General features: G+C 41.1%; 13 protein-coding genes and 1 pseudogene. All 14 read left to right on the top strand.

Annotated features, from left to right (window positions below):
• Positions 1-12 precede the first annotated feature (12 nt).
• The 14 genes and pseudogenes from BVU_RS00650 (at position 13) to BVU_RS00585 (ending at position 25,957) form a co-directional block, all read left to right on the top strand.
• Complete coding sequence (locus tag BVU_RS00650) at positions 13-2,826, top strand: two-component regulator propeller domain-containing protein (protein ID WP_011964627.1); 2,814 nt, start codon at positions 13-15, stop codon at positions 2,824-2,826.
• 200 nt (positions 2,827-3,026) lie between these two features.
• Positions 3,027-3,542 (top strand): sigma-70 family RNA polymerase sigma factor, encoded by a 516-nt coding sequence (locus BVU_RS00645; protein WP_005843092.1) that lies wholly within the window; start codon positions 3,027-3,029, stop codon positions 3,540-3,542.
• 43 nt (positions 3,543-3,585) lie between these two features.
• Positions 3,586-6,912: a SusC/RagA family TonB-linked outer membrane protein gene (locus tag BVU_RS00640; protein WP_005843090.1), complete on the top strand. Its 3,327-nt coding sequence runs from the start codon at positions 3,586-3,588 to the stop codon at positions 6,910-6,912.
• Positions 6,913-6,934: 22 nt separating this feature from the next.
• Complete coding sequence (locus tag BVU_RS00635) at positions 6,935-8,962, top strand: RagB/SusD family nutrient uptake outer membrane protein (protein WP_005843087.1); 2,028 nt, start codon at positions 6,935-6,937, stop codon at positions 8,960-8,962.
• A gap of 199 nt (positions 8,963-9,161) precedes the next feature.
• The gene (locus tag BVU_RS00630; RefSeq protein WP_005843085.1) at positions 9,162-10,598 is read left to right on the top strand and encodes a glycosyl hydrolase family 28 protein; all 1,437 of its coding nucleotides are present in this window, start codon (positions 9,162-9,164) and stop codon (positions 10,596-10,598) included.
• A gap of 190 nt (positions 10,599-10,788) precedes the next feature.
• Positions 10,789-11,721, top strand: coding sequence for a PD-(D/E)XK nuclease family transposase (locus BVU_RS00625; RefSeq protein WP_005843082.1), 933 nt, complete (start codon positions 10,789-10,791; stop codon positions 11,719-11,721).
• A 164-nt stretch (positions 11,722-11,885) separates the two neighbouring features.
• Positions 11,886-13,498, top strand: a pseudogene (locus BVU_RS00620) (glycoside hydrolase family protein).
• Between the two features lie 95 nt (positions 13,499-13,593).
• Positions 13,594-14,979, top strand: coding sequence for a glycosyl hydrolase family 28 protein (locus tag BVU_RS00615; protein WP_005843076.1), 1,386 nt, complete (start codon positions 13,594-13,596; stop codon positions 14,977-14,979).
• 126 nt (positions 14,980-15,105) lie between these two features.
• Positions 15,106-17,028, top strand: coding sequence for a glycoside hydrolase family 127 protein (locus tag BVU_RS00610; protein WP_005843074.1), 1,923 nt, complete (start codon positions 15,106-15,108; stop codon positions 17,026-17,028).
• 77 nt (positions 17,029-17,105) lie between these two features.
• Positions 17,106-18,191 carry a serine hydrolase domain-containing protein gene (locus tag BVU_RS00605; RefSeq protein WP_005843072.1) on the top strand — a complete coding sequence of 362 codons (1,086 nt, stop codon included), beginning with the start codon at positions 17,106-17,108 and terminating at the stop codon, positions 18,189-18,191.
• A 6-nt stretch (positions 18,192-18,197) separates the two neighbouring features.
• Positions 18,198-20,834 carry a hypothetical protein gene (locus tag BVU_RS00600; RefSeq protein WP_011964625.1) on the top strand — a complete coding sequence of 879 codons (2,637 nt, stop codon included), beginning with the start codon at positions 18,198-18,200 and terminating at the stop codon, positions 20,832-20,834.
• A gap of 141 nt (positions 20,835-20,975) precedes the next feature.
• Entirely contained in the window at positions 20,976-22,913 is a 1,938-nt protein-coding gene (locus BVU_RS00595; RefSeq protein ID WP_005843068.1) for a glycoside hydrolase family 97 protein, read from the top strand.
• A 153-nt stretch (positions 22,914-23,066) separates the two neighbouring features.
• A complete protein-coding gene (locus BVU_RS00590) occupies positions 23,067-24,716 on the top strand; it encodes a glycoside hydrolase family 43 protein (RefSeq protein ID WP_005843066.1) in 1,650 nt (549 codons plus the stop codon).
• 17 nt (positions 24,717-24,733) lie between these two features.
• Positions 24,734-25,957, top strand: a complete 1,224-nt coding sequence (locus BVU_RS00585) for a glycoside hydrolase family 88 protein (protein ID WP_005843064.1) — start codon at positions 24,734-24,736, stop codon at positions 25,955-25,957.
• Positions 25,958-26,132: the final 175 nt, after the last annotated feature.

Raw genomic sequence — 26,132 nt, 5'->3', positions numbered from 1 at the left:
GAGGTTCCAAATATGCACAATGTAATGAAAAACATTTTAAGATTTATATTTATATTGTTTCTTATATTCTTGTCTTTACCCATTTTCTCTCGTTCCTACGCTTTTCGTGGCTTGTCTGTAACTGAGGGATTATCAGATTTAGTGGTAAATGCCATCTATAAAGATTCTTTAGGTTATGTGTGGTTGGGGACCGGCAATTCGTTGGAATGTTTTGATGGAATTCATTTCAAGCATTATCTTATTCCGGGTTCAGATGAAAAATTGAAACGGGTAAATGCCATTGCTGAGATGCCTGGCAATGAATTGTGGATGGGGAATGGTAGTGGATTATGGCGTGTTAGCAAGCAGAAAAATAGTTTGGAGCCCATTGCCCGTGAAACGATAGGATATGCTGTGCGCTCTCTTTTACATGATGGGAAAGGAATACTTTATATCGGAACAGAAAGGGGGCTTTTCATTTATAAAGGAGGTAGCTTGAACCAAATTATGATAGATCCTAATATGTTGTCGGCGGCGAACTCTATTGGTGGCTTGAATTTGGGAGAAGATGGAATACTTTGGATGGCTACGGAGAATGGTCTTTATTCTCTGCGACTTTCAGATAGAAAAATAGAGGCTTATCATAATGTGATGGAAGAGAAGCATGTTTGTTCTTTTAAGAATATAGCTAGGATTGGGAGTATGCTTTATTTAGGAACGATGGGGCAGGGAATCATCAGTTTCGATACACAAACTAAAGAATTTGCTCGTTTTGTTGATGTAGGTTGTAATGTAATTTCTTCTTTATCCGGTGATGGGAAAAGCCTTTTGTATGTGGGAACCGATGGTAACGGAGTTCATTTTGTATCAACGGATAAAAAGAAAGTTGTTCGTTCCATGCGTCATGAAACAGGGAAGGATGAAACTTTGCGTTCTAATTCCGTTTATTCTGTTTTGGTTGATAAAGAAGGTTTGATTTGGGTAGGATTCTATCAGCTGGGGTTGGATTACACATTATATCAGAGTGGGCTGTTCTCCACTTATACGTATGCTCCTTTTTTTGATTCCAGAGATATGCCAGTACGTGCACTTGCTATCAAAGAGAAAGAGAAACTGATTGGATCTCGTGACGGACTTTTTTATATTGACGAAGAAAATCATCGTTATAAAAGTTTCAAGGTTCCACAGTTACGCTCAAATATGATTTTCAGTTGTCTGTATTATCAGAATGAGTATTATATAGGTACATACGGTGGTGGAATGTATGTTTTAAATCCTGCGACTTTGACACTCAGAGATTTTGAACCGGATGGAGGAATGCCTTTTAGTAAGGGACATATTTTTTGTATCAAGCAGGATCGTGAAAAGAATTTGTGGATAGGAACATCTTTAGGAATATTCTGCTATAAAGACGGCAGACAGATAGCTCATTATACCAGTGCCAATTCTAAGTTGCCAGAAGGGAACGTATATGAAATCTATTTTGATTCCACTCATAAAGGATGGATATGTACAGAGAATGGAATGTGCATTTGGGACCCCTCTGCCCGGACATTGAAAACCGATGTGTTTCCTGAGGGATTTATTCATAAGGAAAAAATAAGAGTGATCTACGAAGATTCCAACCATGATCTTTATTTTTTTCCGGACAAAGGCTCTCTTTTTATCTCTGATTTGTCTATGACTATTTTTAGGCGTTTGCAGCCGGGGACTCCTTTGGATGGGAATGATGGTATGTTTATTGTAGAGGATCGTGAAAAGTGGTTATGGCTGGGAACTAACAATGGTTTGTTCCGGTATGATAAGAAAGACCATTTTATTCCTTATAATTTTGTTGATGGTATTCCCAGTTCCATTTTTACTCTTTGTCCGCCGGTACGTGATGAGAACGGCATTTGGTTTGGAAACTCCAAAGGGCTTCTGTATTTGGATACAGTGCGGATGAATCAGAGGAAATCCGTTCCCTATTCGGTTGCCATAACAGATATATGTGTAAATGGAAAATCTGTAGTGCAATCTGTTGTGGGAGATGGCGGCAAGAGTGAAATTTCATTGGAAGCTTCTCAGAAGAATGTTACCTTTTACTTTTCTGATTTCAGTTATACGGCACCTGCTTTTATGTCATACGAATATCAATTAGAGGGTGAGGATACCGGATGGATGGCTTTGACAGGTCGTTCGGATATTACTTATTATGATTTACCGTCCGGTAATTATACTTTTAAAGTAAGACAGATGGGGAATCCAGAGTCAGAAACTCAGCTAACGGTTAAAATAGCGTCTTCTATTAGTATATGGAGCATAGTGTTCATCGTGATAGCTGTGGTGACCGGAAGCATTGCTGTCCTTTATCAAAAAAAGAAAGAGGTGGAGAACGAAAGGGAAGAACTGATGCCTGACTCTGCTAAAGTTATAGAAAAGGAGATTCAGCCAGTTGAGGAATCCCATATTGTAGCGGAAGAGAAATACAGGACAAATAAGATAAGTGTGGAGGAATGTAAACGGTTGGCTGAGAAATTGGAGATTGTTATGCATAGAGAAAAACCTTATACTAATCCTAATTTGAAGATTGCCGATTTGGCTGTGTCCATTGGCACATCATCTCATACTTTGTCCTATTTATTTAATCAGTATCTAAACCGTAATTATTATGATTATATCAATGATTATCGCATGGCTGAATTCAAGCGCTTGGTGGAGAAAGATGAATATGCTAAATACACTTTGAGTGCTTTGGCTGAGTTGTGTGGGTTCAGTTCAAGAGCTTCTTTCTTTCGATATTTTAAAAAAGCGACTAATATCACTCCCAATGAGTACATCCGAAGTATTGGGAAAAACAATGAATAACCTCTCTATTTTTTGTTGAGAGTCTCAAATTATTATATGATACTGAGTGTGTCAAATTCTTAATCTGTTATAAACTAGCGGATTAGTCTGTCTTTGGTCTAGGGTAATGATATGAGATTTATTAGAATAGAAAAAGTGTTTTTCTTGTCCTTCTACCTTCTATATTTGCATTCGTAAATGTAACCCAAAAAGCTGAAGACATGAAAAACATATCCATGAAATCTACTCAATTAATAGAGGATTCTTATACGAATTATCATCATTCGGTCTATCTGTATATCTATTATAGGATAGCTCATAAAGAAGAGGCGGAAGACTTGGCTCAAGATGTGTATGTACGGCTGATGGACTACGATCGGATGCTCTGTGCAGAGACTATTAAGTATTTTATTTTTACTATTGCTCGTAATTTGGTAACTGACTATTTACGTCGTTATTATAAGAGGCAAGAAGTTACTTCTTATTTATATGAGCATACGGTTGCTTATACAAATGAAACAGAACTTCGTGTGGTGGCCAATGATTTGGAAGCGTGTGAGAAATATAGATTGTCTTTGCTTCCTCCACGGCGTCGTACTATTTATGCAATGAGTCGTTTTGAAGACAAATCTATTTCAGATATTTCAGCGGAATTAAATCTTTCGCACCGTACCGTTGAAAACCATTTAAGGATAGGGCGGCATGAGGTGCGCGAGTTTATCAAACAGTGTATATAATAAGAAAACAACAATAAAACTGTTAATATTAAATTTTAAGTTTATGAAAAACGAATTCTTTAAATTTTCATCGAGAAGAATCTTGTTTTCTACGGTGATGGCTTCTGCCTTGTTGGCAGGTAGCCCGCAGACTGTATTTGCAGAGGTGAATGGGGTGCAGACTGTTATGCAGACTGGAACGGTAAAAGGGCAAGTGGTGGATGCTACAGGAGAACCGGTAATTGGTGCTACGGTACAAGTAAAAGGCACGACTAATGGTACAATTACCGATTTTGATGGTAATTTTACATTGAATAATGTTCCGGAAAAAGGCATATTGGTCATTTCTTATATCGGATACAAGACTCAGGAAGTTAATATATCAGGGAAAACAAACGTTAAGGTCGTTTTGAAAGAGGATACTGAGGTGCTGGATGAAGTAGTAGTAGTTGGTTATGGTGCCCAAAAGAAAGCTTCTTTAACTAGTTCTATTAGTCAGATCAAGGGGGATGAGGCTTTTAAAAATAAGGGTATTGCTAATGCTACAGTAGCTTTGCAAGGTGAAGTTCCGGGATTGACTATTACACGCACTTCTACTCGTCCGGGTAGTGAGGGAGCAGAGATGAAAATACGTGGTGATATTTCTGTTAATGGAAAATCTTCTCCATTAGTTATCATTGATGGTATAACAGGTTCATTGGATGAGTTAAATGCTATGGATGCAAGTGATATTGAAAATATTTCAGTTTTGAAGGATGCTTCGGCTGCGATATACGGTGCCCGTTCGGCTTCAGGTGTTGTACTGGTAACAACAAAGCGTGGTAAAAAAGGAAAGGCTCAAATATCATATAGTGGCTCTGTTAGTCGCACAATTAACGGTATTCAGCCTCCTATTACAAATAATCGGGAATGGTTGGATATGTTTTATGAAGCTCAATATAATGATGCTGCCGCTTTAAATCCTAGTTTAACTACTGCTGATGAAATTCATAAAGCTGTAAATTGGTGGATATTTAATTCTTTTGGTGGTCCTACTTTGGATCAATCGGATATTGATCCGGCTACTGGTGCACCAACAGTATATAAGGGGGAAACTCTTTTTAATGCTCTTCGTGCAGGTAAAGTCTTGACATTACAAAATGGTGATAAAGTGGAACGTTGGGACCCAAATGTGTATATGATGGATTATCTTTATGGTCAGGCAACTTCTCAAAAGCATTCGATTAGTATTTCTGGAGCAGATGAAAAGTTTAGTTATCGAGCGTCTTTGGGGTATGCGGATAATAATTCACAGTTGAAAGTTGCTAATGATGGAGAAAAAAAATATAGTGGTCGTTTAAATGCTGATTATCAAGCGACAGATGCTTTGAAATTTGAAACAAGTATGTCGTATGACAAACGTGATATTATAACCCCAACTACTGATGTGGGAGCTGGATATTTTGATCCTTGGTTTTGGACTGTGTATAATAAAAATGGTCAGGCTTATGATACATTTAGTGGTAACCGGAATCCTATTGGTGGGTTGACCCAAGGAGGGGAGAAGAAAAATTCATTGACAACTTTTAGAGGAAGTGCTAAAGCAACTTATGATTTTTCTAAATGGGTAAAAGGACTTTCTATTTCAGCTTCGGGGGCTTATAAGACTGTACAGAGAAATATGCAGGAAGTGAAGAATAAAGTACAATATTATGATTGGGTAGGTACACAGACTGGTAATAAGCAAGGTCCCGGACAATTGAAAGAAGAAATAGCGAAATGGGAAAACATTACTTTAGGTGCTTTTGCTAATTATAATCGTACTTTTGCTGATGTGCATAGCGTTTCTGCCATGTTGGGTATGACTGCCGAACAAGAAACATATAAAAGGGTAGGTGCGGTTCGTAAATCCGGTGCTGTTTATCCGGGGTCTGGATTAGCAGATTTGGATGTATGGGTGAATGGAAATAATAATGAGGCATATGGTGGACAGAATTCTTGGGGATTGGTTTCTTATTTAGGGCGTTTGAATTATACTTATGCTGATAAATATTCAATAGAGGTATTGGGTCGTCGGGATGGGTCTTCTAAGTTGGCGAAAGAACAACGTTGGAAAAATTTTTATTCTATTTCTGGTTTTTGGAGACTTTCAAATGAAGACTTTTTAAAAGATGTTTCATGGTTGAGTGATTTGAAGCTGCGTTACAATTATGGTAGAACAGGTAGTGTGGAAGGTATTGACAATTACGAGAGATTTGCTACTATCAAAACTGGTACGACTATTTTTGGTGTAAATCCCGGTACGCATACTTCATTGTGGGTAGACGGTATGAGATCTGCGGAACGTACATGGGAAACTATTGACAGCCACGATGTGGGAGTGGATTTTGCTTTTCTTAGCAATCGTTTGAGAGGTTCATTTGATTATTTTATCAAGACCAATAACGGTATGTTTATTGATGTACAATATCCTTCTATTTTAGGTGCGGCTGCTCCTAAAACCAACAATGGTAAGTTTCGTGCCCGTGGTTGGGAGTTGGCTTTGAATTGGAATGATCAAATAGGTCAGGTAAAGTATAACATTGGAGGATCTCTTTCGGATGCATGGTCAAAAGTGCTTGAATTAGCTAATAATGAAAATGTACCTAATGAGGGTAAGAATGAAAATCGCTTAATCGGTATGCCAAGACAAGCATTGTATGTATACCAAACTGATGGTATTTTCCAAAGTGCAGATGAAGTGGCTGCATATTATGAGAAGTATTATTGGAATGCGGATCATTCAGGACCGAAAGCTAATAATATTCTTCCTGCACCTCAGGAGGCATCTACTAATACACTTCGTCCGGGGGCTCGTAAAGTAGTCGATTTGAATGGTGACGGTGCTATAACAAAAGATGATCTTTACTATGCAGGAGATATGGCCCCTCGTTTGACATTTGGCTTTAAATTGGGATTGGAATGGAAAGGAATCGATTTCTCGGCTTTCTTCCAAGGAGTAGGTAAACAAGTATTGTTAAGAGGTGGATATTTGGCTGCTCCATGGACTACAAATTATGTTCTGCAAAATAAAAACTTCGCAGGGAAAATGTGGAGTGAGAATAATCGGGATGCAGAATATACTATTGCTTCACGTGACCAGAATTTTAATAAGTGGAATTATAATAATAAAGATGTCAGTGTTCAGAATAATCGGTATGTCCGTTTGAAATCTTTGGTAGTGGGGTATTCATTGCCTCAAAAGTGGATTTCAAAAGCCGGACTCAGTAAATTGAGAGTTTACTTCTCCGGTGATGATCTTTGGGAATGGACAAAAGTAAAGGATGGATATGATCCGGAATATGGTGAAAATTCAAATAACACATTCCCGTTCAGCAGATTGCTGACATTCGGAGTAGATGTTACATTCTAATAACCTGTTAAAATATAAACATATGAAAACCATAATAAATAAATTTTTTCTTGCATCGGCTGTGGTGATGTCATTGACTGCATGCAGTGACTTTCTTGATAAAGAACCGTTGTCTCAGGGAACAGAGGCTATTGTGTTTAAGACTCCTGAACATTTTGAACAGGCAGCCAATGCTTTATATAATGTAATTGGATGGAAAAATCTGGATAATAAGCCGTCATACGGTGATATAATGGACCGAGGGACGGATATCAGTGGATTAGGAAGCAATGGAGGTGGTTCGGCATCGGAAGGAAATTGGAGTTGGGATAAGCCTTATTCGCATATCCGTACTTGCAATATATTGTTGGAAAAGGCAGAAGCTTATGATGGTAGCCAAAGTGATATTGCCCAGTCTGTGGGGACTGCTTATTTTTTTCGCGCATGGCAGCATTTTTATTTGTTGCAACATTTTGGTGGTGTGCCTATTTCAGACCATGTGTTGACTGTTAGTGATGGAGTGTTACAGGCCCCGCGAAACAGTCGGTATGAGGTGGCAGCCTTTATTATGTCCGATTTAAGAGAGGCTGTAAAGCGTTTGCCTAAAGAAACGGAAATTCCGGAAGGAAGCAAAGGAAAAGTAAGCAAGGAAGCTGCCAAATCTTTTTTGGCCAGAGTATTGCTTTATGAGGCTACGTGGGAAAAGTATGTTCCTGCTATCAATTATGATTTAGATGGTGATGGGAGTTCGCAGGGGGCAGGAACTGTTAAACCGGAAGGATATCCTTCTATAACCGATATGTTGACAGAAGCAAAGCAGATGTCAAAAGAGGTGATAGAAGAAGCTGAAAGTGGAACTTATAAGTTGTGGGCAGAATGTGATTCTTTGAGTTATTACTATTTGTTTAATATTGATGATAAGGGTGGAAATATTCCTAATTTCAAAAGTGCTGGAAAAAGTACGAATAAAGAATTTATTTTCTCAAAAAAATATGACTACGATCTGAGTCGTGGTGGTATTAATTTATCGCATTCGGTCATGGTAGGTGCAGCAACGGGTATGAGTGCTCAGTTTGGTGAATCTTTCCTTTGTCGTAATGGACTTCCTATTCGTATCAGTTATACAGGTAGTATGTCTGATGCGCAGAATAATCCAGAATTCGAGGGATATGCAACATTTATAGGTGAATATCGTAATCGTGATTATCGTTTTGTTGGTTGTACTTTCTTACCTGACCGTGTATCTTATAGTAGCCGTACTGAAGATGGACGTCAACGTATGGATGCTAGTCAACCTTATCCTACTCCTGTGTTTCCTAAGGACAATGATCATTATGATCCTACTGATCCCGTATATAGTAGTTCTTGTGCAGTCTTCCATCCCACAATTAGAAATAATAGTACAATGGGGGGATACAGCAGCCGTAAGTATTTGATTGAAGGGGCAAATCGTCCGGATAATACAGAATCTGCAGATTTTCCATTGATTCGTTTGGCAGAGGTGCATTGTATTTATGCCGAGGCGACTTGTGAATTGAATAATGGAAACATTTCAGATGAAGATCTTAATTTCTCTATTAATAAAAATCGTGCTCGTGCTGGAGTGGCTCCTTTGACCAATGCGTTAATTGCTAATGTTTGGGATGCTGGTTATTGGGATCATGCTACAGGAAAAACTATTTGTAAAAAAATGAATATGTTGGATGAAATACGTAGAGAGCGTGCATGTGAACTTTTTGGTGAAGGTTTTCGTATGGACGATTTAAAACGTTGGGGTATTGCGCATATTAACTTGACTGGTCGTAAATTGGGTCGACATGTTTTGGGGACGGCATACGAAACAGAGAAAGCCAATGATGCCACTTACTTCGGTGAACCCTGTTATTATCCAGAAAAATATCCTTTGCTTTATGGGCTTTATGAGGGCTCTGATCCTAACGACCCTGACTATGGACGTTCTATAGCAACTTTGGCTGGTAATTTGCTTTATACACAAAGGGATTATTTAGATCCTATTCCTCGTCAGCAGATACGTTTGAATCCGCAATTAACGCAGAATCCTGGTTGGTAATAAAAACTGAAGGATAAATCGAAAATCAATAGACTGATTTATAGTAGTTAGGGTGTGAAATAAGAATATTCTTTAGGTAAAGGATTATTTCATGCCCTAATTGATAATGAAATTGTGGTATATTAGAATTGCTGGTAGGCGCTTTGAGTGATTGATAGTTATTGAACGTATATTCTAAAATAAATAGCAGACTTTACAAATGAAAAGAATGAGAACATTATGCTTGACAGGTCTTTTATGGATGATGACCTGTATTCTTTATGCACAAAACCAGTTGATAACTTATACGGTTCCTAGTGACGGGGTGGAGTTGAAAGACGATTTTACAGTTCGGGTGAGGCAATCTGGCAGTGGATGGAAAGAAGTAGTTACTTATCCGATGAAAGTAGATGAAGTACGCCAGACGAAGCATCATGTTGAACTAGCCTCAATGGGATATTTTGACTTTTCCGGTCAGGTGGAAGTTTCCGTTACCTATAATAAAGGAGAAGTAAAGAGTGGCAGGGTGCGTCCGTTGTCGTATGGTATCACTCCGCAGATTAGCGGCAGTACGATGACTTTTACGCTAGACCGTCCGCGTAATCTGTCCATTGAGGTAAATGGAGACATATTCCATAATCTTCATCTTTTTGCGAATCCGATAGATGAAAATCGCCCGAAGAAATTGAAAGATAAGAATCTGATTTATTTTGCTCCGGGAATACATCAGTTACCCGGCGATACACTTAATGTTCCTTCGGGAAAGACGGTCTATGTGGCAGGTGGGGCCATTGTGCGTGGATGTATCCGTGCGGTCAATGCCCGTGATGTGAAAATTCTGGGACGGGGTGAGGTGCATCCCGAAGGTCGTGGGGCAGGCATCAGCATTATTAATTCACGAAATATATATGTGGAAGGTCTCATCACAACCCAATGCCCCACTGGAGGTTCGGACAGTGTGACAATCCGCAATGTAAAGGCTGTCAGTTCATATGGGTGGGGGGACGGTATGAATGTATTTGCCAGCAACAACGTCTTGTTTGATGGAGTATTTTGCCGTAACTCCGATGATTGCACTACCGTGTATGCTACACGTATGGGGTTTCATGGCGGATGCCGTAATGTGACAATGCAGAATTCTACCTTGTGGGCAGATGTGGCGCACCCTATTTTTATCGGGTTACACGGAGATGTGGATAGGAATGAAGTGATGGAGAATCTGACTTACCGGAACATTGATATTTTGGATCATCGGGAAATGCAAGTGGATTATCAAGGCTGTCTGGCTATCAATGCAGGTGATAATAATCTGGTCCGGAATGTACGGTTCGAGAATATCCGCATCGAGAATTTCCGGCAAGGACAATTGGTGAATCTGCGTATATTTTACAATAAGAAGTATTGCAAGGCTCCGGGCAGGGGCATTGAGAATGTGCTTTTTAAAGATATTACCTATAATGGCGATCATGCCGAATTCTCACATATCGTTGGCTACGACGAGGAACGGATGGTGAAGAATATTCGTTTTGAGAATCTGAAGATAAACGGTAAAGTTATATCGGATGATATGACCGGTAAGCCTGCATGGTATAAAACGTCGGACATGGCGCGTTTCTTTGTTGGGGAACATGTAGGTGATATTGTATTTGTAAAATGAAAAAAGGTAGTTTCAAGCAAGAGCTTCAAGAAGATTTAAAACTCTGTGGTCGGTGTTTTTTAGAGAGAGCATATAAAAGAAATCATCTTTGCGAAATAAAAAGAAAAGGTAATTATTTAGGTAGGATAATTTTTAAAGAATGATCCTTTTTGCTATCTTTGTCCATTGAAAATGAATAAATTATATTCTTATGGAATTACAAGATAAATATATCCGCTTTGATTGGGCTGTTAAGCGTCTGCTGCGTCATAAAGCTAATTTTGGTGTGCTCGAAGGATTCCTTACGGTACTGATAGGTGATGAAATTCATATAGTGGAGATTTTGGAAAGCGAGGGTAACCAGCAAACGGAGAATGATAAGTTCAATCGGGTTGATATCAAAGCTCTCAATAGTAAAAATGAGATTGTTATCATCGAGATTCAAAATACGCGTGAGCTGTATTATTTGGAGCGTATCCTGTATGGAGTGGCTAAAGCCATTACAGAACATATCTCATTGGGCGAGACTTATTATAAAGTTAAAAAGATATATTCTATCAGCATTCTTTATTTCGATATTGGTCATGGAACTGATTATCTTTATCATGGGCAGAATATATTTAAAGGAGTGCATACAGGAGACTTTCTTCAAGTGAGTACTCGGGAAAAGGATGCCATTGTGCCCCGTATGCCTTCCGAAATTTATCCGGAGTATTTTCTGATCCGTGTGAATGAGTTTAACAAGGTGGCGGTGACCCCTTTAGAGGAATGGATAGAATATTTGAAGACGGGTATTATCCGTCCTGACACGACTGCTCCCGGATTGGGTGAGGCACGTGAAAAATTGAAATATTATTCAATGACGCCTCAGGAACGCCATGCCTATGATGAACATCTTAGCGCTTTGATGATCCAGAATGATGTTCTTGATTCTGCTAAGTTGGAGGGAAAGATAGAGGGAAAGATAGAGGGAAAGATAGAGGGACGATTAGAAGGACGTGCGGAGGGTCGTGAAGAAGGTCGTGAAGAGGGCATTAAAGAAGGTGTTCTTCGAAATGCCCGGAGAATGAAAGAAAAAGGATTCTCTACAGAAGATATTATGGAAATTACAGGATTGACATTCGAAGAGGTTAGTCAGTTGTAATCCCATGTTTGGTTAAATAAATCCACAGGTGGCTTCTTAAGGTATTTTATTTTACGCAAAGGTTTACGTGCTTTTTGTTAAGCTGACTTATATTTAGGTCAGCTTAATCTTTTTATTTTTGAGCACATAAATAAACGATTTGTTAACGTGTAATGAATGACACAATGAAAAAACTCTTCTTTTTAATAGCGGCAAGCTTCTTTTTAACTTCAGTAGATGCGCAGATAACCGAGCGTGAACGTCCTGCCGAATGGCAGCATTTAGTAAAAGGCGCACGTTTTATGACCGTTTCCTTCCTATGCCGGACGGCATTCAGATTAAGGGGATTTGGGGTACGGACAGTGTACTGAATCGTTATGTGGATAATGGAATAGAACTTCCCGGAGTTTCTTTTTGGGGAGGAAATATATTGCAGGATACGGATGGTAAATACCATTTGTTTGTGTGTGGCTGGCCTGAGGATTCTCCGAAAGGGCACATGTTTTGGTCGAATTCTACTGTTTTCCATGCAGTAAGTGATCGGTTGGAAGGACCTTTTAAAATTCAAAATTCTGTGGGAAAAGGACATAATCCGGAAGCGTTCCAGTTAAAGGATGGCCGTGTCGTGGTCTATGTGATTGACGGTTACTATATAGCAGACGGGGTGGACAGCAAGGTGTGGACGTATGGTAAATTCAGTTTTGATTCTCGTGACCGAAAAATCATAGAGGGGCTTTCCAATTTGACTTTTGCCCGCCGTCAGGATGATTCTTACTTGATGGTATGTCGGGGTGGAGGTGTCTGGATCAGTAAAGACGGACTTTCACCTTATATGCAGTTGACTGACAAACGAGTTTATCCGGATGTGGAAGGCAGATTCGAAGATCCCGTGGTATGGCGGGATGAGTTGCAATATCACTTGATCGTGAATGACTGGTTGGGCAGAATTGCTTTCTATCAGCGTTCCAAGGACGGAGTGCATTGGGTGACAGAACAAGGGGAAGCATACGTGCCGGGTGTATCATTCCATAAGGATGGAGCGGTGGAACATTGGTTTAAATATGAGCGCCCTAAAGTTTTTCAGGATGAGAAGGGGCGTGCTGTCCAAATGAATTTTGCCGTGATTGATACCATTAAATGGAACGATCTGCCTAACGATAAACATAGTTCCAAAAATATAAGTATTCCTCTGAATAAAGGAATGCTATTGTCTGTTTTGAATGAAGAAGAGATCACTCCGTCTACTCGTACTATTGAGGTAAAGATTGCTGCCGAATCAGGTTTTAATCCGCAGACAGATGTGGATGTAAAGTCGTTGCGATTCGGTTCATTTACCGAAGTGAATTTTGGACGTGGTTGCAAGCCTGTGAAGACCAAGGTGTCGGGCAAAGATTTGATTGTGGTCTTTAAAGCGAAGGGCAGTGGCATCACTTCGGATGAATTTGCTCCTAAAATGATAGGTAAAGATAAAAAAGGGAATATGTTGTATGGTTATGCCCGTTTGCCATACGTGAATTATCGGCCGGCTCTGCTCTCCGCCCGTCGCCCTCTGTTTGATAAAGAAAAAGGTGGGTTGAAGGTAGAGATACAGAACTTTGGTTTGTCTGCATCGGAACCGACGGAAGTTGAGGTGATATGCAACGGTTCCAGCCAAAGAAGGATTGCTTTGAAAACATTGCAACCTTATGAGATTGAGTGTCTGATGTTTGATTCGGATATGTTACTATCAGATGATAACGCATCGTATGAAGTGGTATTCTTTCAGGAAGGAAAAGAGGTGGAACGGAATAAATTCTAGAAGATAAGATCATTGTTGATGAGAAAATGGTTAATAGGCTTTTATTTTTGAGTGGAAAATGCTTATCAAACGTATTTAAAAAGAAAAGCATAAAAATGAAAAAGTTATTAGCCTTTTGTTTTATGGTGTGTTGTGCGGTTGCACAGGCTCAGTTGGTGACTTATCCCGAAGGATTGAAAACAGGTATGCCTCATAATGATGATTATACAGTCCGTGTCCGTGTTCCGGGGGGTGAATGGAAAGACCTGTTTGAATATAATGTGCAGGTGGATATGGATAGGGTACAAGATGCTTCGATGGTACAGTTTGATATGGGCAGTCTTGTGGAGGTAATGGTAAAAAAGAATAATGGAACGATTCATGAGGTAGATATTCGTCCGCAGGTAAATGATATACGCTATGTACAATATAAGAATGTGATTACATTTATGCTTGATAAACCCCGATATCTTTCTGTGGAGTTTAATGGGGATAGGTTGCATAACCTTCATGTGTTTGCCAATCCGATGGAAACGGAGACTTACTCGAAAGAAGAGAAAGGAGTGATGTATTTTGGGCCGGGAGTGCATCGACCTAAAGATTTGCCAAACAATCAGATAAGGATACCAAGTAATACGACGGTTTATTTGGCTCCGGGAGCAGTTGTGAAAGCAAAACTATGGGTGGATAAAGCCGAAAATGTACGTATTGTGGGTAGAGGTATCTTGGATCATCCTATTCGTGGCATTGAAATAACAGATTCTAAAAATGTAGTGGTGGATGGCATAACGGTGATCAATCCGGATCATTACACGGTATTCGGAGGAGGTTCTGTAGGGGTGACAATCAGAAATTTGAAATCTTTTAGTTGCAAAGGTTGGAGTGATGGCATTGACATGATGTGCTGTCACGATGTATTGATAGACAATGTGTTTATGCGTAATAGTGATGACTGCATTGCTTTATATAATCATCGTTGGAACTGGTGGGGCGGTTCGGATAATATCACTGTACAGAATTCCATTCTTTGGGCGGATATTGCTCATCCTATCAATGTAGGTGGTCATGGTGATCCGGAGTCCTTGATAGGTGAGACCATTGAAAATTTGATTTTTCGGAATATTGATATTTTGGAACATGATGAAGATGATGTGCCTTATCAGGGATGTATGGCTATAGATGCCGGTGATAGAAACAGGGTGAAGAATATTTTATTTGAGGATATTCGGGTGGAAAGTATTCAAGAAGGAAAATTGTTCCATATCAACATTCGTTTCAATCCTAAATATGACAAACAGCCCGGACAGAGCATTGATGGAGTAACTTTCCGTAATATTACTTATAACGGAGTAGGCGAGAATCCTTCGTTGATAAAAGGGCTGGATAAAGAAAGGATGGTGCGGAATATTACGTTTGAAAATGTGGTGGTTAATGGAGAGAAGATAAAGGATTTAAAGGGTTTTATCACGAATGAATATATCGAAGGAATAAAGATAAAGTAGATAAAAAACTGTTTTATAGTTGGACCTATTTATGAAAAGAGAGAAAAGCATTGAGTGTTTTTCTCTCTTTTATCGTATTATGTAGCAAGTTTGAATGTCGATTGAGGAACTAATTAGAAAAAGACAATGAAGAAGAAAATTTTAGTTGTAGCCGGGTTATTGGCTATGTCGGGTGCTTTGACGGCCCAGTCTGTTTATCCCGGCCAACATGCCGGAAAGTTGAAGAGAGAAACCGTGGCTCCGATGAAAGTCAAGAGTTTTGATTTGAAAGATGTTCGTTTGCTTCCAAGCCGTTTTCGTGAAAATATGATGCGTGATTCTATGTGGATGGCTTCTATAGAGGTGAACAGGCTGTTGCATAGTTTTCGTACCAATGCTGGCGTGTTTGCAGGTCGTGAAGGTGGTTATATGACAGTAAAGAAGTTAGGTGGATGGGAGTCCTTGGACTGTGAATTGCGTGGACACACCACAGGGCACTTGCTTTCTGCCTACGGCTTGATGTATGCGGCAACCGGCAGTGAACAGTTCAAACAAAAAGGGGATAGTCTGGTGAATGGCCTGGCGGAGGTACAAACCGCATTGGGTAACGGCTATCTGAGTGCTTATCCTGAAGAATTGATCAATCGGAATATCCGTGGTACCAGTGTATGGGCACCGTGGTACACGCTTCATAAGCTTTTCTCTGGATTGATAGACCAGTATCTTTACAGTGACAATCAGAAAGCTTTGGAGGTTGTTATCCGTATGGCCGACTGGGCATATCATAAACTCAAACCTTTGGATGAGACTACACGTCAAAAAATGATACGGAATGAATTTGGTGGAGTGAATGAGTCCTTTTATAATTTGTATGCGATAACCGGGGACGAACGTCATCGGTGGCTGGCTCAATTCTTTTACCATAATGAAGTGATTGATCCGTTAAAGGAACTACGTGATGATTTGGGTACTAAACATACCAATACATTCATTCCGAAAGTGATAGCCGAAGCTCGCAATTATGAATTGACAGAGGATGAGAACAGCAGAAAGTTATCCGATTTCTTTTGGCATACTATGATAGACCATCATACATTTGCCCCTGGATGCAGTAGTGACAAGGAACATTATTTTGACCCGGCCCGGTTCTCCAAGCATGTGTCAGGTTATACTGGGGAAACGTGTTGTACCTATAATATGTTGAAACTGTCCCGTCATTTGTTCTGCTGGACAGCCGATGCTGCCATTGCGGATTATTATGAACGGGCCCTTTACAACCATATTTTGGGACAGCAAGATCCTCAGACCGGTATGGTAACATATTTCCTGCCCTTGCTTTCAGGCTCGCATAAGGTGTATAGTACGAAAGAAAATTCTTTCTGGTGTTGTGTGGGAAGCGGTTTTGAGAACCATGCTAAATATGGAGAAGCTATTTATTATCACAATGACAAAGGCATTTATGTGAATCTTTTTATCCCCTCGGTGGTTAATTGGCGCGAGAAAGGATTGACTCTCCGGCAGGAAACGGATTTTCCGGCAGAGGAGACCACTGTTCTGACCATAAGAGCCCAAAATCCTGTAGAGACTACGGTTTATCTTCGTTATCCTTCATGGAGCAAGGGAGTGAAAGTGTTTGTGAATGGCAAAAAGATAGCGGTGAAACAGAAGCCAGGTTCATATATTGCCATTACTCGTCTATGGAAAGACGGTGACCGTATTACGGCTGATTATCCTATGTGTCTCCGTGTGGAAACGACCCCGGATAATCCTCAAAAAGGAGCGTTGGTTTATGGTCCGGTAGTGTTGGCCGGTAAGCGGGGAACAGAAGGAATGCAGGCACCTGCGCCCGATTCCAATCCTGCTTTGTACAATGATTATTATACGTATGATTATCATATCCCTGCAGGACTTCGCACTACGTTAAAACTCGATGTCAAGCATCCTGAACGCAGTGTACAGCGTGTCGGTACGGAATTAAAGTTTACGACTTCGCAAGGAGATGTGATAGAACCGTTGTACAATATTCATCGGCAGCGTTATGTGGTATATTGGGATTTGGAGAAAGAATAAATTTCATTATTAGATGAGTAAATGAATCCTTTGATTCGTATTTATATATGGTTTGACTAATCAAATGATATAGGAATATGAATAGAGGATTCGTTTTTATTTTGATATTGGCTGTTGGCTTGGTTGTGACTTCTTGTTTACGGCAAGGTAAACAGAATGTAACTTATGATTTTACCCCTTTGGATTCCATAATCAGTACCTGGATGGATAAGGGATACTATCCGGGGGGAGCAATATGTGTGATAAAGAATGATTCAGTGTTGTTTGAAAAGACGTATGGCTCTTTCACCGGAGATACAAAAGTGTATGTCGCTTCTGCCGGCAAGTGGGTGGCTGCTGCCGTAATTGGTGCGGTAGTGGACCGGACGGATTTGAGTTGGGATGATCCTGTAGAGAAGTGGTTACCGCAGTTCAGGGGCGATGCGAAAGGCGATATCCTTTTGCGTCAATTACTCTCTCATACTTCCGGTGTACGTCCTTACCTGCCTGCTCCCCGGGTGGACAATTACAATCATTTGGATTCGGCTGTCACAGAGATATTGCCTTTGGATACTGTTTTTGCACCGGGAATTCGATTTGAATATGGAGGATTGGCCATGCAAATAGCCGGACGTATGGCCGAAGTAGCTATGGGGGAAGAGTTTGAATTTTTATTTCAGAAATTAATTGCCGTTCCTTTGGAAATGACTGGCTCTCATTTTACTCCGGTTAATACTGACGGGGGACATGCTCCTATGTTGGGAGGTGGATTGTGTACCACGCTGAATGATTATATCCGTTTCTTGAAAATGATTTATCATAACGGACGTTTCGGGAACAAAGAGATATTGAAACCGGAAACAGTTCAAACTATGCAGGTAGATCAGGTACGGAATGCTGTTGTTGCTCCTGGTGAGTATGTTGAGAAAGCGTTAGGACAGCACCACACTGGTATCTATGGATTAGGTGAATGGCGTGAACTGGTTGATGAGACTACAGGAGAAGCTTATCAGATTAGTTCTCCCGGATGGGCTGGTGCTTACCCGTGGATAAATAAACGTGATAGCGTGTATGGTTTCTTTATAGCTCACGTACAGGGAGGAGCTAATAAAAAAGACGGCTTCTCTTCTTTTTATGGCAGTCCTGTCCTGTCTGAAACGGTAACCAAGATAGTAAATCAATAAATGAGTATGAAAAATATTTTAGTAACCTTTATTTTATGGATAGGGTGTATGTCGGCTGTTCAGGCGCAGCAACACCCTTGTGTATATGTTTCTCCGGCGGATAGAGCGTCTGTTCTGCAAAAAGTGAAAAATGAGCCTTGGGCTGGGGAAGCCTTTGCAGCTATCCGCTCCAAAGTGGAAAAATATGTGGATCGTCATCAGACTGATCCCGAATGGATAACTTTCCGGCTGGCCATGTATTGGAAAGATGGAGAGCGCTATACTCAATGTTATTTGAAAAAACAGAATTGGGACTATGGAGAGGGGAATGCTCCTGTTCCCACTGTAAGAATGCCGGGAATGCGTACTTGGAATAAGTATGTCAATGTTCCGTTGGAGGACCGCACTTCTTATAATGAAACAGGTGATATGTGGGGAATTAATAAATTAAATCCTTCGGAGCCTTCGGTCAAAGTGCCTTATAAGGAAAGCGGGCACATGATACGGGGGAATAATGTCGAGATCTTGACATTAGCAGAAAATGCCGCTTTTGTTTATTGGGTGACAGGAGAAGAGAAGTTTGCCCGTTTTGCCACAGATATATTTAATGTGTGGTTGGTAGGGACGTATTATATGAATCCTATTTTGGACCCTGAAAAGTCGTGTGGCAGTGTCGGTGGTTGGGAACCGGGAGGTATTTGCGGCTATTATGATTACGAACAGATACATGATGATTTGGTAATGCATGCGGCAATGGCGTATGATTTTGCTTTCGATTATTTGATACGGCATCCTCATGCTCATCTGAAAGCAATTGGGAAAGATACAAAAACGGTAGCTGCCGAAGTCTTTAAGCGTTTTATCAATATAGGGCTGGTACGCGGTGGCAAATCGGGTAACTGGAATGTGAACGGGTGGAATATAATGCTGCGTCCTATGTTGGTGCTCGATCATAATGAGGCTTATGCTGACGGTAAAGGAAAAGAGTATTATTTGAATCTGCTGGTGAACGAATCTACTCCCTATCATGATGCCATTCCCGATATATTGAAAACTTACGATCGGGTGACAGGGCTGTGGCCGGAATCTCCCGGTTATTCATTCGGTACAGTGCAGTCATTGCTTGATTGGGCGGCTCCCTTGAAACGTGCCGGGATAGATATCATAGCCGGTAACCCCATTTTGCAGAAAGCTGCAATGGCTGTATTTCCTTGGATGGACGATGCAGCCAATATGGTGGTGTTCGGTGATTCACGTGGGGGAAGTGCTAATTTTCAGACGTTTGAAAATCTGCTGACTTATTATACCGGAACAGATAATAAGGAGGGGGTGGAAAAAGTGGCAAGTGCCTTGAACAAAGGGATTTCTCAAAAGAAATACTCCAGAAATAATGCCGGTTGGACAGGGCTTTGTACCTATACAGCTACCATCCCGTCTGTACGTGCAGAGAGTAATGAGCGTGCGTCTTATTCTCCCCATCATCGTTTTATTACAATGAAGAACTGGGAGGGAGATTATAAAATGATGTTCACTCTGTATGGTGGTAAAAAAGGATACCATCTCACTCCGAACGGGTTGGCTTTACAATTCTATGCGTATGGTTATGCGTTGGCTCCGGATGCAGCGGCTTATGAGTCCTATTGGAGCAAAGATCATGGATACCATCAGTCTCCTACAGGTTCTAATACGGTTTTACCCGGATATACGGAAGGAGATATCACTATTCATGCTATGGAACCTATGGTGAAGGAGGGAGAATTCGTAAATGATAGAGAATTAACTCCTTACCTCAACTTTGCCGATGTGTCTGCCGGTGAGAAAAGAAGAATGGTCGCTATGGTCCGTACTTCGGGGAATAGTGGTTATTATGTGGATATTTTCCGGTCGGACAGGGCGGATAATGATTATTTGTTCCATCATGTAGGTACTTCGATGGAAATCACTGATTCGGAAGGGAACAAGCTTCCCGGTGAGGCTTTGGAGAAGTTTGACAAAACGTGGCATGAAGGATATCATTGGTTTTCCAATCTGCATAAATCCGATTATAACCAGAATTTCATCGCTTCATGGAGTATGCCCGAAGATATAACGGCGCGTTTATGGATGACAGGAGGTGAGGGACGTGAAATTTATCAGGTGGATGCTCCCCCGACTACAATGAATAAAGGGTTGACTCCCGGCGATATTTGTATGCCTCCTATGCCGACTCCTGCTTTGATTGTCCGTCAGGAAGGTAATAATGCTCATACTCATCCTTTTGTTTCTGTTTATGAAGCGTATAAAAAGAGTGGTCCGAATGTGCTCGGTGTAGAAGCCTTGCAGGGAGATGATGGCTGTACCGGGGTGAAGGTGAATACGGCGGACGGATATGCGGATTATCTGTTCAGTGCGACGGACATGCAGGCTCATCATCCTTCCAAACGTGTTTCATTCTGTGGCGGGTTAGGATTGATAAGAGAAAAAGAAGGTCAGATTCAACTGATGTATCTTGGCTGTGGCCGTTCACTAAAGAAAGGTAACTTTGTTTTAGAATCGGATCATGACGTATATGCTGCAATCTATATGCAGCATGGTGTTTGGTACTATTCAGCAACCGGTCCTGTACGGGTGAAAATAGGAAAAGAAACCAAAGAACTGAATGAAGGTTACAATCAAAAATTATAATTTTTTTGTGCATCCTTATTCACCGCAGGGACTAATGCTGAAGGTCTCTGCGGTGAATTGTTTTATCCTATAGATTTTATTTTTCTTTTCGTTGAGTGAGTTTTCCGATTCATCCGTACTACTAATTAAAAAGTAATCATTATGAAAAAAATAATACTCATAGCATATGCGTTGACCTGTACGGCTTCGCTTTATGCAGGTCATTCTAAAGAATTGAAATTGACGTCCCCGGAGGGAGTTCATGAAGTTATGTTCAGGCAGGAGAAAATTTCTTCTTCAGTAAATGAAATAGTATATCAGGTAAAGTATAGAGGCAGAGAGGTTATCGGAAACTCCCGTGCCGGTCTTCAGCTGGATAACCGTACTTGGGAACTGGCGCTTGCCCGTAAAATAAATCAGGTAAAATGTTGGATGGATAATTTGGAGGTGGATAGTGTGATCTATCAGCCTGCTGTTAACAAGTCTTGGCATCCTCTGTATGGAGAACGTAGTACGGTTCGCGAGGCGTATAATGAGGCAACCATGTATCTTTCCAAAAAAGATGGTTCCAATTATCGTTTGAATATTGAAGTGCGCGCGTACGATGAAGGCATCGCTTTCCGTTATTTTTTTCCTGAACATCCACAGGCCATTTTTCATAAAGTGGTGGGGGATCTGACTGAATATACATTTTCCCCCGGTGCGATGGCGTGGGCGGAGCAATGGGCGCAAGCGCCTTTTGAGCACCTTGCCATTAACGATATTAAACAGCCGGTGGAACGGGCTTTGACTGTGGAACTTTCCAACGGGCTGTGGGTGGCTTTGACTGATGCCGATGTAGATGACTGGTGTCTTACTAAATTGGTAGCTTCTCCGACTAAACAGAATACACTGACTTCGGTCATGTACAGTCCTGTGGATATTGTCACTTATTACGCTACCCCATGGAAAGTTATCATGGCAGCCGATAAACCGGGAGAATTGCTGGAACACAATGATATCATCCAGAATCTGAATCCTCCTTGTGAGATAACCGATACGGACTGGATCAGGCCCGGAAAGATTATGCGTGAAACGACTATTACCACTGAAGGGGCCATAGCCACAATTGATTTCTGTGCCACCCATCATATTCCTTATATGTTGTTTGACTGGCAATGGTATATGCCTTGTACTTCTCATGATGGAGATGCCACAAAGGTGGTTTCCAAACTGGATATGCCGCGTGTCATTGCATACGGCAAAGAAAAAGGGGTAGGCGTATGGGTGTATGTCAATCAGCATGCCCTGATGAAACAGATGCGTGAGCTTTTTCCATTGCTGCATAAGTGGGGAGTCGTAGGTGTGAAATCCGGCTTCGTACAGTATGCCAGTCATCGTTGGGCTACTTGGCTGCATGATATGGTTCGTCTGGCTGCCGAAAACAAATTGTTGATTAATATTCATGATGAGTTCCGTCCATCCGGTTTCAGCCGTACTTATCCTAACCTGCTCACTCAGGAAGGGATACGGGGGAATGAGGAATTTCCCGACGCTACGCATAATACGATTCTGCCTTTTACCCGTATGATTAATGGAGCGGCGGATTATACCATCTGTTATTTCGACAAACGTCTGAAGAACACCCATGCTCATCAGTTGGCGGCTTCATTGATTTTTTACAGTCCTTTACAAACTATCTTCTGGTATGACCGCCCCTCATTCTATCAAGGGGAGCCCGAAATAGAATGGTTCGAGAATCTGCAAACCGTATTTGATGATACAAAAGTATTGGAAGGTGCTCCGGGTAAGCATATAACTATGGCGCGTCGCAAGGGTAATGAGTGGTTTGTAGGAGCTTTGACTAATAATGAAGGTTCTGCTCAATCGGTAAATCTTTCATTTTTAGATAAGGGAAAGACCTATCTGGCCCGTATTTATACGGATGGGGGAGATAAGATAAAGACCCGTACTCAGGTGAAATGTACCCGTCTGTTGGTGGATTCCTCTCAAATCATGCAGTTTGCATTGAAGCCAGGAGGCGGTGCGGCCATGCAACTCGTGCCAGTGACGGATCAGGAAATAAAAGAATATAAAAAGTATAAAGGACAAGTATTATAAAAATAACCACTTTCGTTGAGTGTATTGGTTTTCTTGTCCGTATTATAGACAGATTAGGTTAACAAATGAAGGTTAGGTGATTTTTTAAGTTTAAAGGGGTATGTTTTTTAAGGTAAGAATGATTGTTTCAGGGCATTTTTATAATAGGTAAGAATGAAAAAAATAGTGATTATAGTGGCTTTAGTATGCGGTGCATGGCAACAGGCAGATGCTCAGTATGTATCGAAGGTATGGGTGTCCGATCAGAAGGACGGTACGTATATTAATCCGATTATTCATGCGGATTACTCTGACCCGGATGTTTGTGCCGTAGGTGATGATTTTTATATGACCGCTTCCAGTTTTGGCTGCACCCCGGGATTGCCCATTCTTCATTCAAAGGATTTGGTGAACTGGCGTTTGGCAAACTATGCCTTGAAGGAGATAGAGCCGACCATTTTCTTTAACGCTCCTCAACATGGAAAAGGGGTATGGGCTCCTTCTATCCGTTACCACAACGGTGAGTTTTTTATCTATTGGGGAGATCCCGACTGGGGTATTTTCATGGTAAAGACCAAAGATCCGCTGGGTGAATGGGAAAAACCGGTCTTGGTAAAGGCTGGGAAAGGAATGATAGATCCTACTCCGTTGTGGGATGAGGATGGAAAAGTGTATTTGGTACATGCGTGGGCGGGCAGTCGCGCCGCATTCAATAGTGTGATTACGGTTTGTGAGATGAATGCGGAAGGTACAAAAGTTATTAGTGAACCTGTATTGGTTTTTGATGGCAATGATGGTGTAAATCATACTATAGAGGGACCTAAGTTTTATAAACGCAACGGATATTATTACATCCTGGCGCCAGCCGGAGGGGTGGTGACAGGTTGGCAATTGGCACTTCGCTCTCGCAATGTGTATGGCCCATACGAGTCAAAAATTGTTATGGCCCAAGGAGATACGGACATAAATGGCCCTCATCAGGGGGGATGGGTGGAAACCTGTACAGGCGAGTCTTGGTTTATCAATTTTCAAGATAAAGCCATGTATGGCAGAGTCTTGCACTTGAATCCTGTGAAGTGGGAAAATGATTGGCCCGTAATTGGGGAGGACAAGGACGGTGATGGATGCGGCGAACCTGTAAAACGCTATAAAAAACCGGATGTAGGCAGGATTTATCCTATAGAGACACCGATTGAGAGTGATGAATTCAACACAAGGCAATTGGGCTTGCAATGGGAATGGCATGCCAATTATCAGGATACGTTTGGCTTTACCTCTGATTTGGGTTACATTCGTATATATGGACATATTTTGTCCAAGGATTTTGTAAATTTTTGGGAGGTGCCGAATCTCTTGTTACAAAAATTCCCTGCCGAAGAATTTACGGCGACTGCCAAACTGAAAGTTTCTGCGAAAGCGGACGGACAGCAGTCCGGACTGATAGTGATGGGGTGGGATTATGGCTATCTGGGTGTAGTAAAAGAAGGTGATAAGTTTATATTGAATCAAGTGGTCTGCAAGGATGCGGAGCAACGGTCTCCTGAAACAGTGACCCATCTTGCGGAATTACCTGTAAGCCGCCGGTTCGGAGCCGGGCTCTATCCCAATTATGAGCGTGATATTTATTTGCAGGTGAAAGTAACTGGGGGAGGTATCTGTTATTTCAGCTACAGTCTGGACGGCAGGAAATATACATTGGCCGGTGTGCCTTTTACTGCTCGTCAAGGTAAGTGGATAGGAGCGAAAGTAGGATTATTCAGCACAGCTCCTTATGGCAAGGAAAGAGGTTGGGTAGATGCCGACTGGTTTCGTATCGATAAGTAAAAAAAGAAAGGATAATTATGAATACAAAAAATCTATTAGTAGGTATAGGGTTATGTCTGCTTTCAGCCTGTACTGAAGTAGACAACAAACTGGAGGTGAACAGGGCTTTGGAATATTGTGATCGCCAGGTACATCGTACTTTGGAGGTTATGCATGGAAAAGGGCGGGAGGTAGATTACACTATGATGCCTCGTAACATAATGGATGGCCAGTATGACTGGAACTATCGTAAAGTGAGTAAGGAAGAATGGTGCGGAGGTTTTTGGCCGGGCATCTTGTGGTATGATTATGAATATACACAAGATCCGAAAATAAAGGAAGAGGCCGAAAAGTTTACTGCTTCTTTGAAATTTCTCTCGGAGATTCCTGCATACGATCATGATTTGGGTTTTTTGGTTTTTTGTAGCTATGGTAATGGTTATCGTCTGACCGGTAATCCGGAATATAAGCAAGTTATAATCAATACGGCTGATTCGTTATCAGCATTGTTCAATCCCCGTGTAGGTACTATGCTTTCATGGCCTCGCAATGTGAAAATGTTTGGCGGTCATAATACCATCATGGACAATATGATCAATCTGGAAATGCTTTTCTGGGCAGCCAAGAATGGAGGTAATCCTTATTTGTTTGACATTGCCGTGGCTCATGCGGATAAGACGATGAAATATCATTTTCGTCCGGATTATACCTCTTATCATGTAGCAGTGTATGATACCCTGACAGGTGAATTTATCAAGGGAGTGACCCATCAAGGTTATTCGGATGACAGTATGTGGGCTCGTGGTCAGGCATGGGCTATCTATGGTTATACAGTCGTTTATCGGGAAACAAAAGATGTCCGTTACCTCGATTTTGTACAAAAGGTAACGGATGTATATCTGAAAAATCTGCCCGAAGACTATGTTCCTTATTGGGATTTTAATGATCCGTCCATTCCTGATGCTCCCCGGGATGCTTCTGCTGCTTGTGTGGTAGCTTCTGCTTTATTAGAATTGTCCGGTTATCTGCCGGCTGAAAAAGCATTGGAATATAAACAGGCGGCTGTAAAAATGCTGGCCAGCCTGAGTTCTGACAAATACCAGTGTGGTAAAAGTAAACCTGCTTTCCTGCTTCATTCCACAGGACACTTGCCTGCCGGATCAGAGATTGATGCATCCATCATTTATGCTGATTATTATTATATGGAGGCACTTCTCCGTTTGAAAAGGCTGACGGAAAATAAACCGGTCATTGACGAATAATAGATTGTTCAGGGAAGTATAAGTATATAGAGATCTGTAGTCTCCTTATAGGTGGATTATTTATGATAAGTATATCCCGTTTGCATCAGCAGGTGAAAACGGGATATACTGTTTTACAGCAGGTAACTAAAGCTTTTAGTTTACTTTAACTATGAAAATTAGTTTTATAACTAAA

Source organism: Phocaeicola vulgatus ATCC 8482 (genome assembly GCF_000012825.1).
Taxonomy (GTDB): Bacteria; Bacteroidota; Bacteroidia; order Bacteroidales; family Bacteroidaceae; genus Phocaeicola; species Phocaeicola vulgatus.
This window is presented reverse-complemented; position numbering and strand designations above follow the sequence as displayed.

Excerpts from the sequence above, each read along its gene's own strand:
- BVU_RS00595 (WP_005843068.1), top strand. The coding sequence starts at position 20,976 with ATGAAAAAAATAATACTCATAGCATATGCGTTGACCTGTACGGCTTCG.
- BVU_RS00630 (WP_005843085.1), top strand. The coding sequence starts at position 9,162 with ATGAAAAGAATGAGAACATTATGCTTGACAGGTCTTTTATGGATGATG.
- BVU_RS00605 (WP_005843072.1), top strand. The coding sequence starts at position 17,106 with ATGAATAGAGGATTCGTTTTTATTTTGATATTGGCTGTTGGCTTGGTT.
- BVU_RS00615 (WP_005843076.1), top strand. The coding sequence starts at position 13,594 with ATGAAAAAGTTATTAGCCTTTTGTTTTATGGTGTGTTGTGCGGTTGCA.
- BVU_RS00640 (WP_005843090.1), top strand. The coding sequence starts at position 3,586 with ATGAAAAACGAATTCTTTAAATTTTCATCGAGAAGAATCTTGTTTTCT.
- BVU_RS00635 (WP_005843087.1), top strand. The coding sequence starts at position 6,935 with ATGAAAACCATAATAAATAAATTTTTTCTTGCATCGGCTGTGGTGATG.
- BVU_RS00625 (WP_005843082.1), top strand. The coding sequence starts at position 10,789 with ATGGAATTACAAGATAAATATATCCGCTTTGATTGGGCTGTTAAGCGT.
- BVU_RS00600 (WP_011964625.1), top strand. The coding sequence starts at position 18,198 with ATGAAAAATATTTTAGTAACCTTTATTTTATGGATAGGGTGTATGTCG.
- BVU_RS00590 (WP_005843066.1), top strand. The coding sequence starts at position 23,067 with ATGAAAAAAATAGTGATTATAGTGGCTTTAGTATGCGGTGCATGGCAA.
- BVU_RS00650 (WP_011964627.1), top strand. The coding sequence starts at position 13 with ATGCACAATGTAATGAAAAACATTTTAAGATTTATATTTATATTGTTT.
- BVU_RS00645 (WP_005843092.1), top strand. The coding sequence starts at position 3,027 with ATGAAAAACATATCCATGAAATCTACTCAATTAATAGAGGATTCTTAT.
- BVU_RS00610 (WP_005843074.1), top strand. The coding sequence starts at position 15,106 with ATGAAGAAGAAAATTTTAGTTGTAGCCGGGTTATTGGCTATGTCGGGT.
- BVU_RS00585 (WP_005843064.1), top strand. The coding sequence starts at position 24,734 with ATGAATACAAAAAATCTATTAGTAGGTATAGGGTTATGTCTGCTTTCA.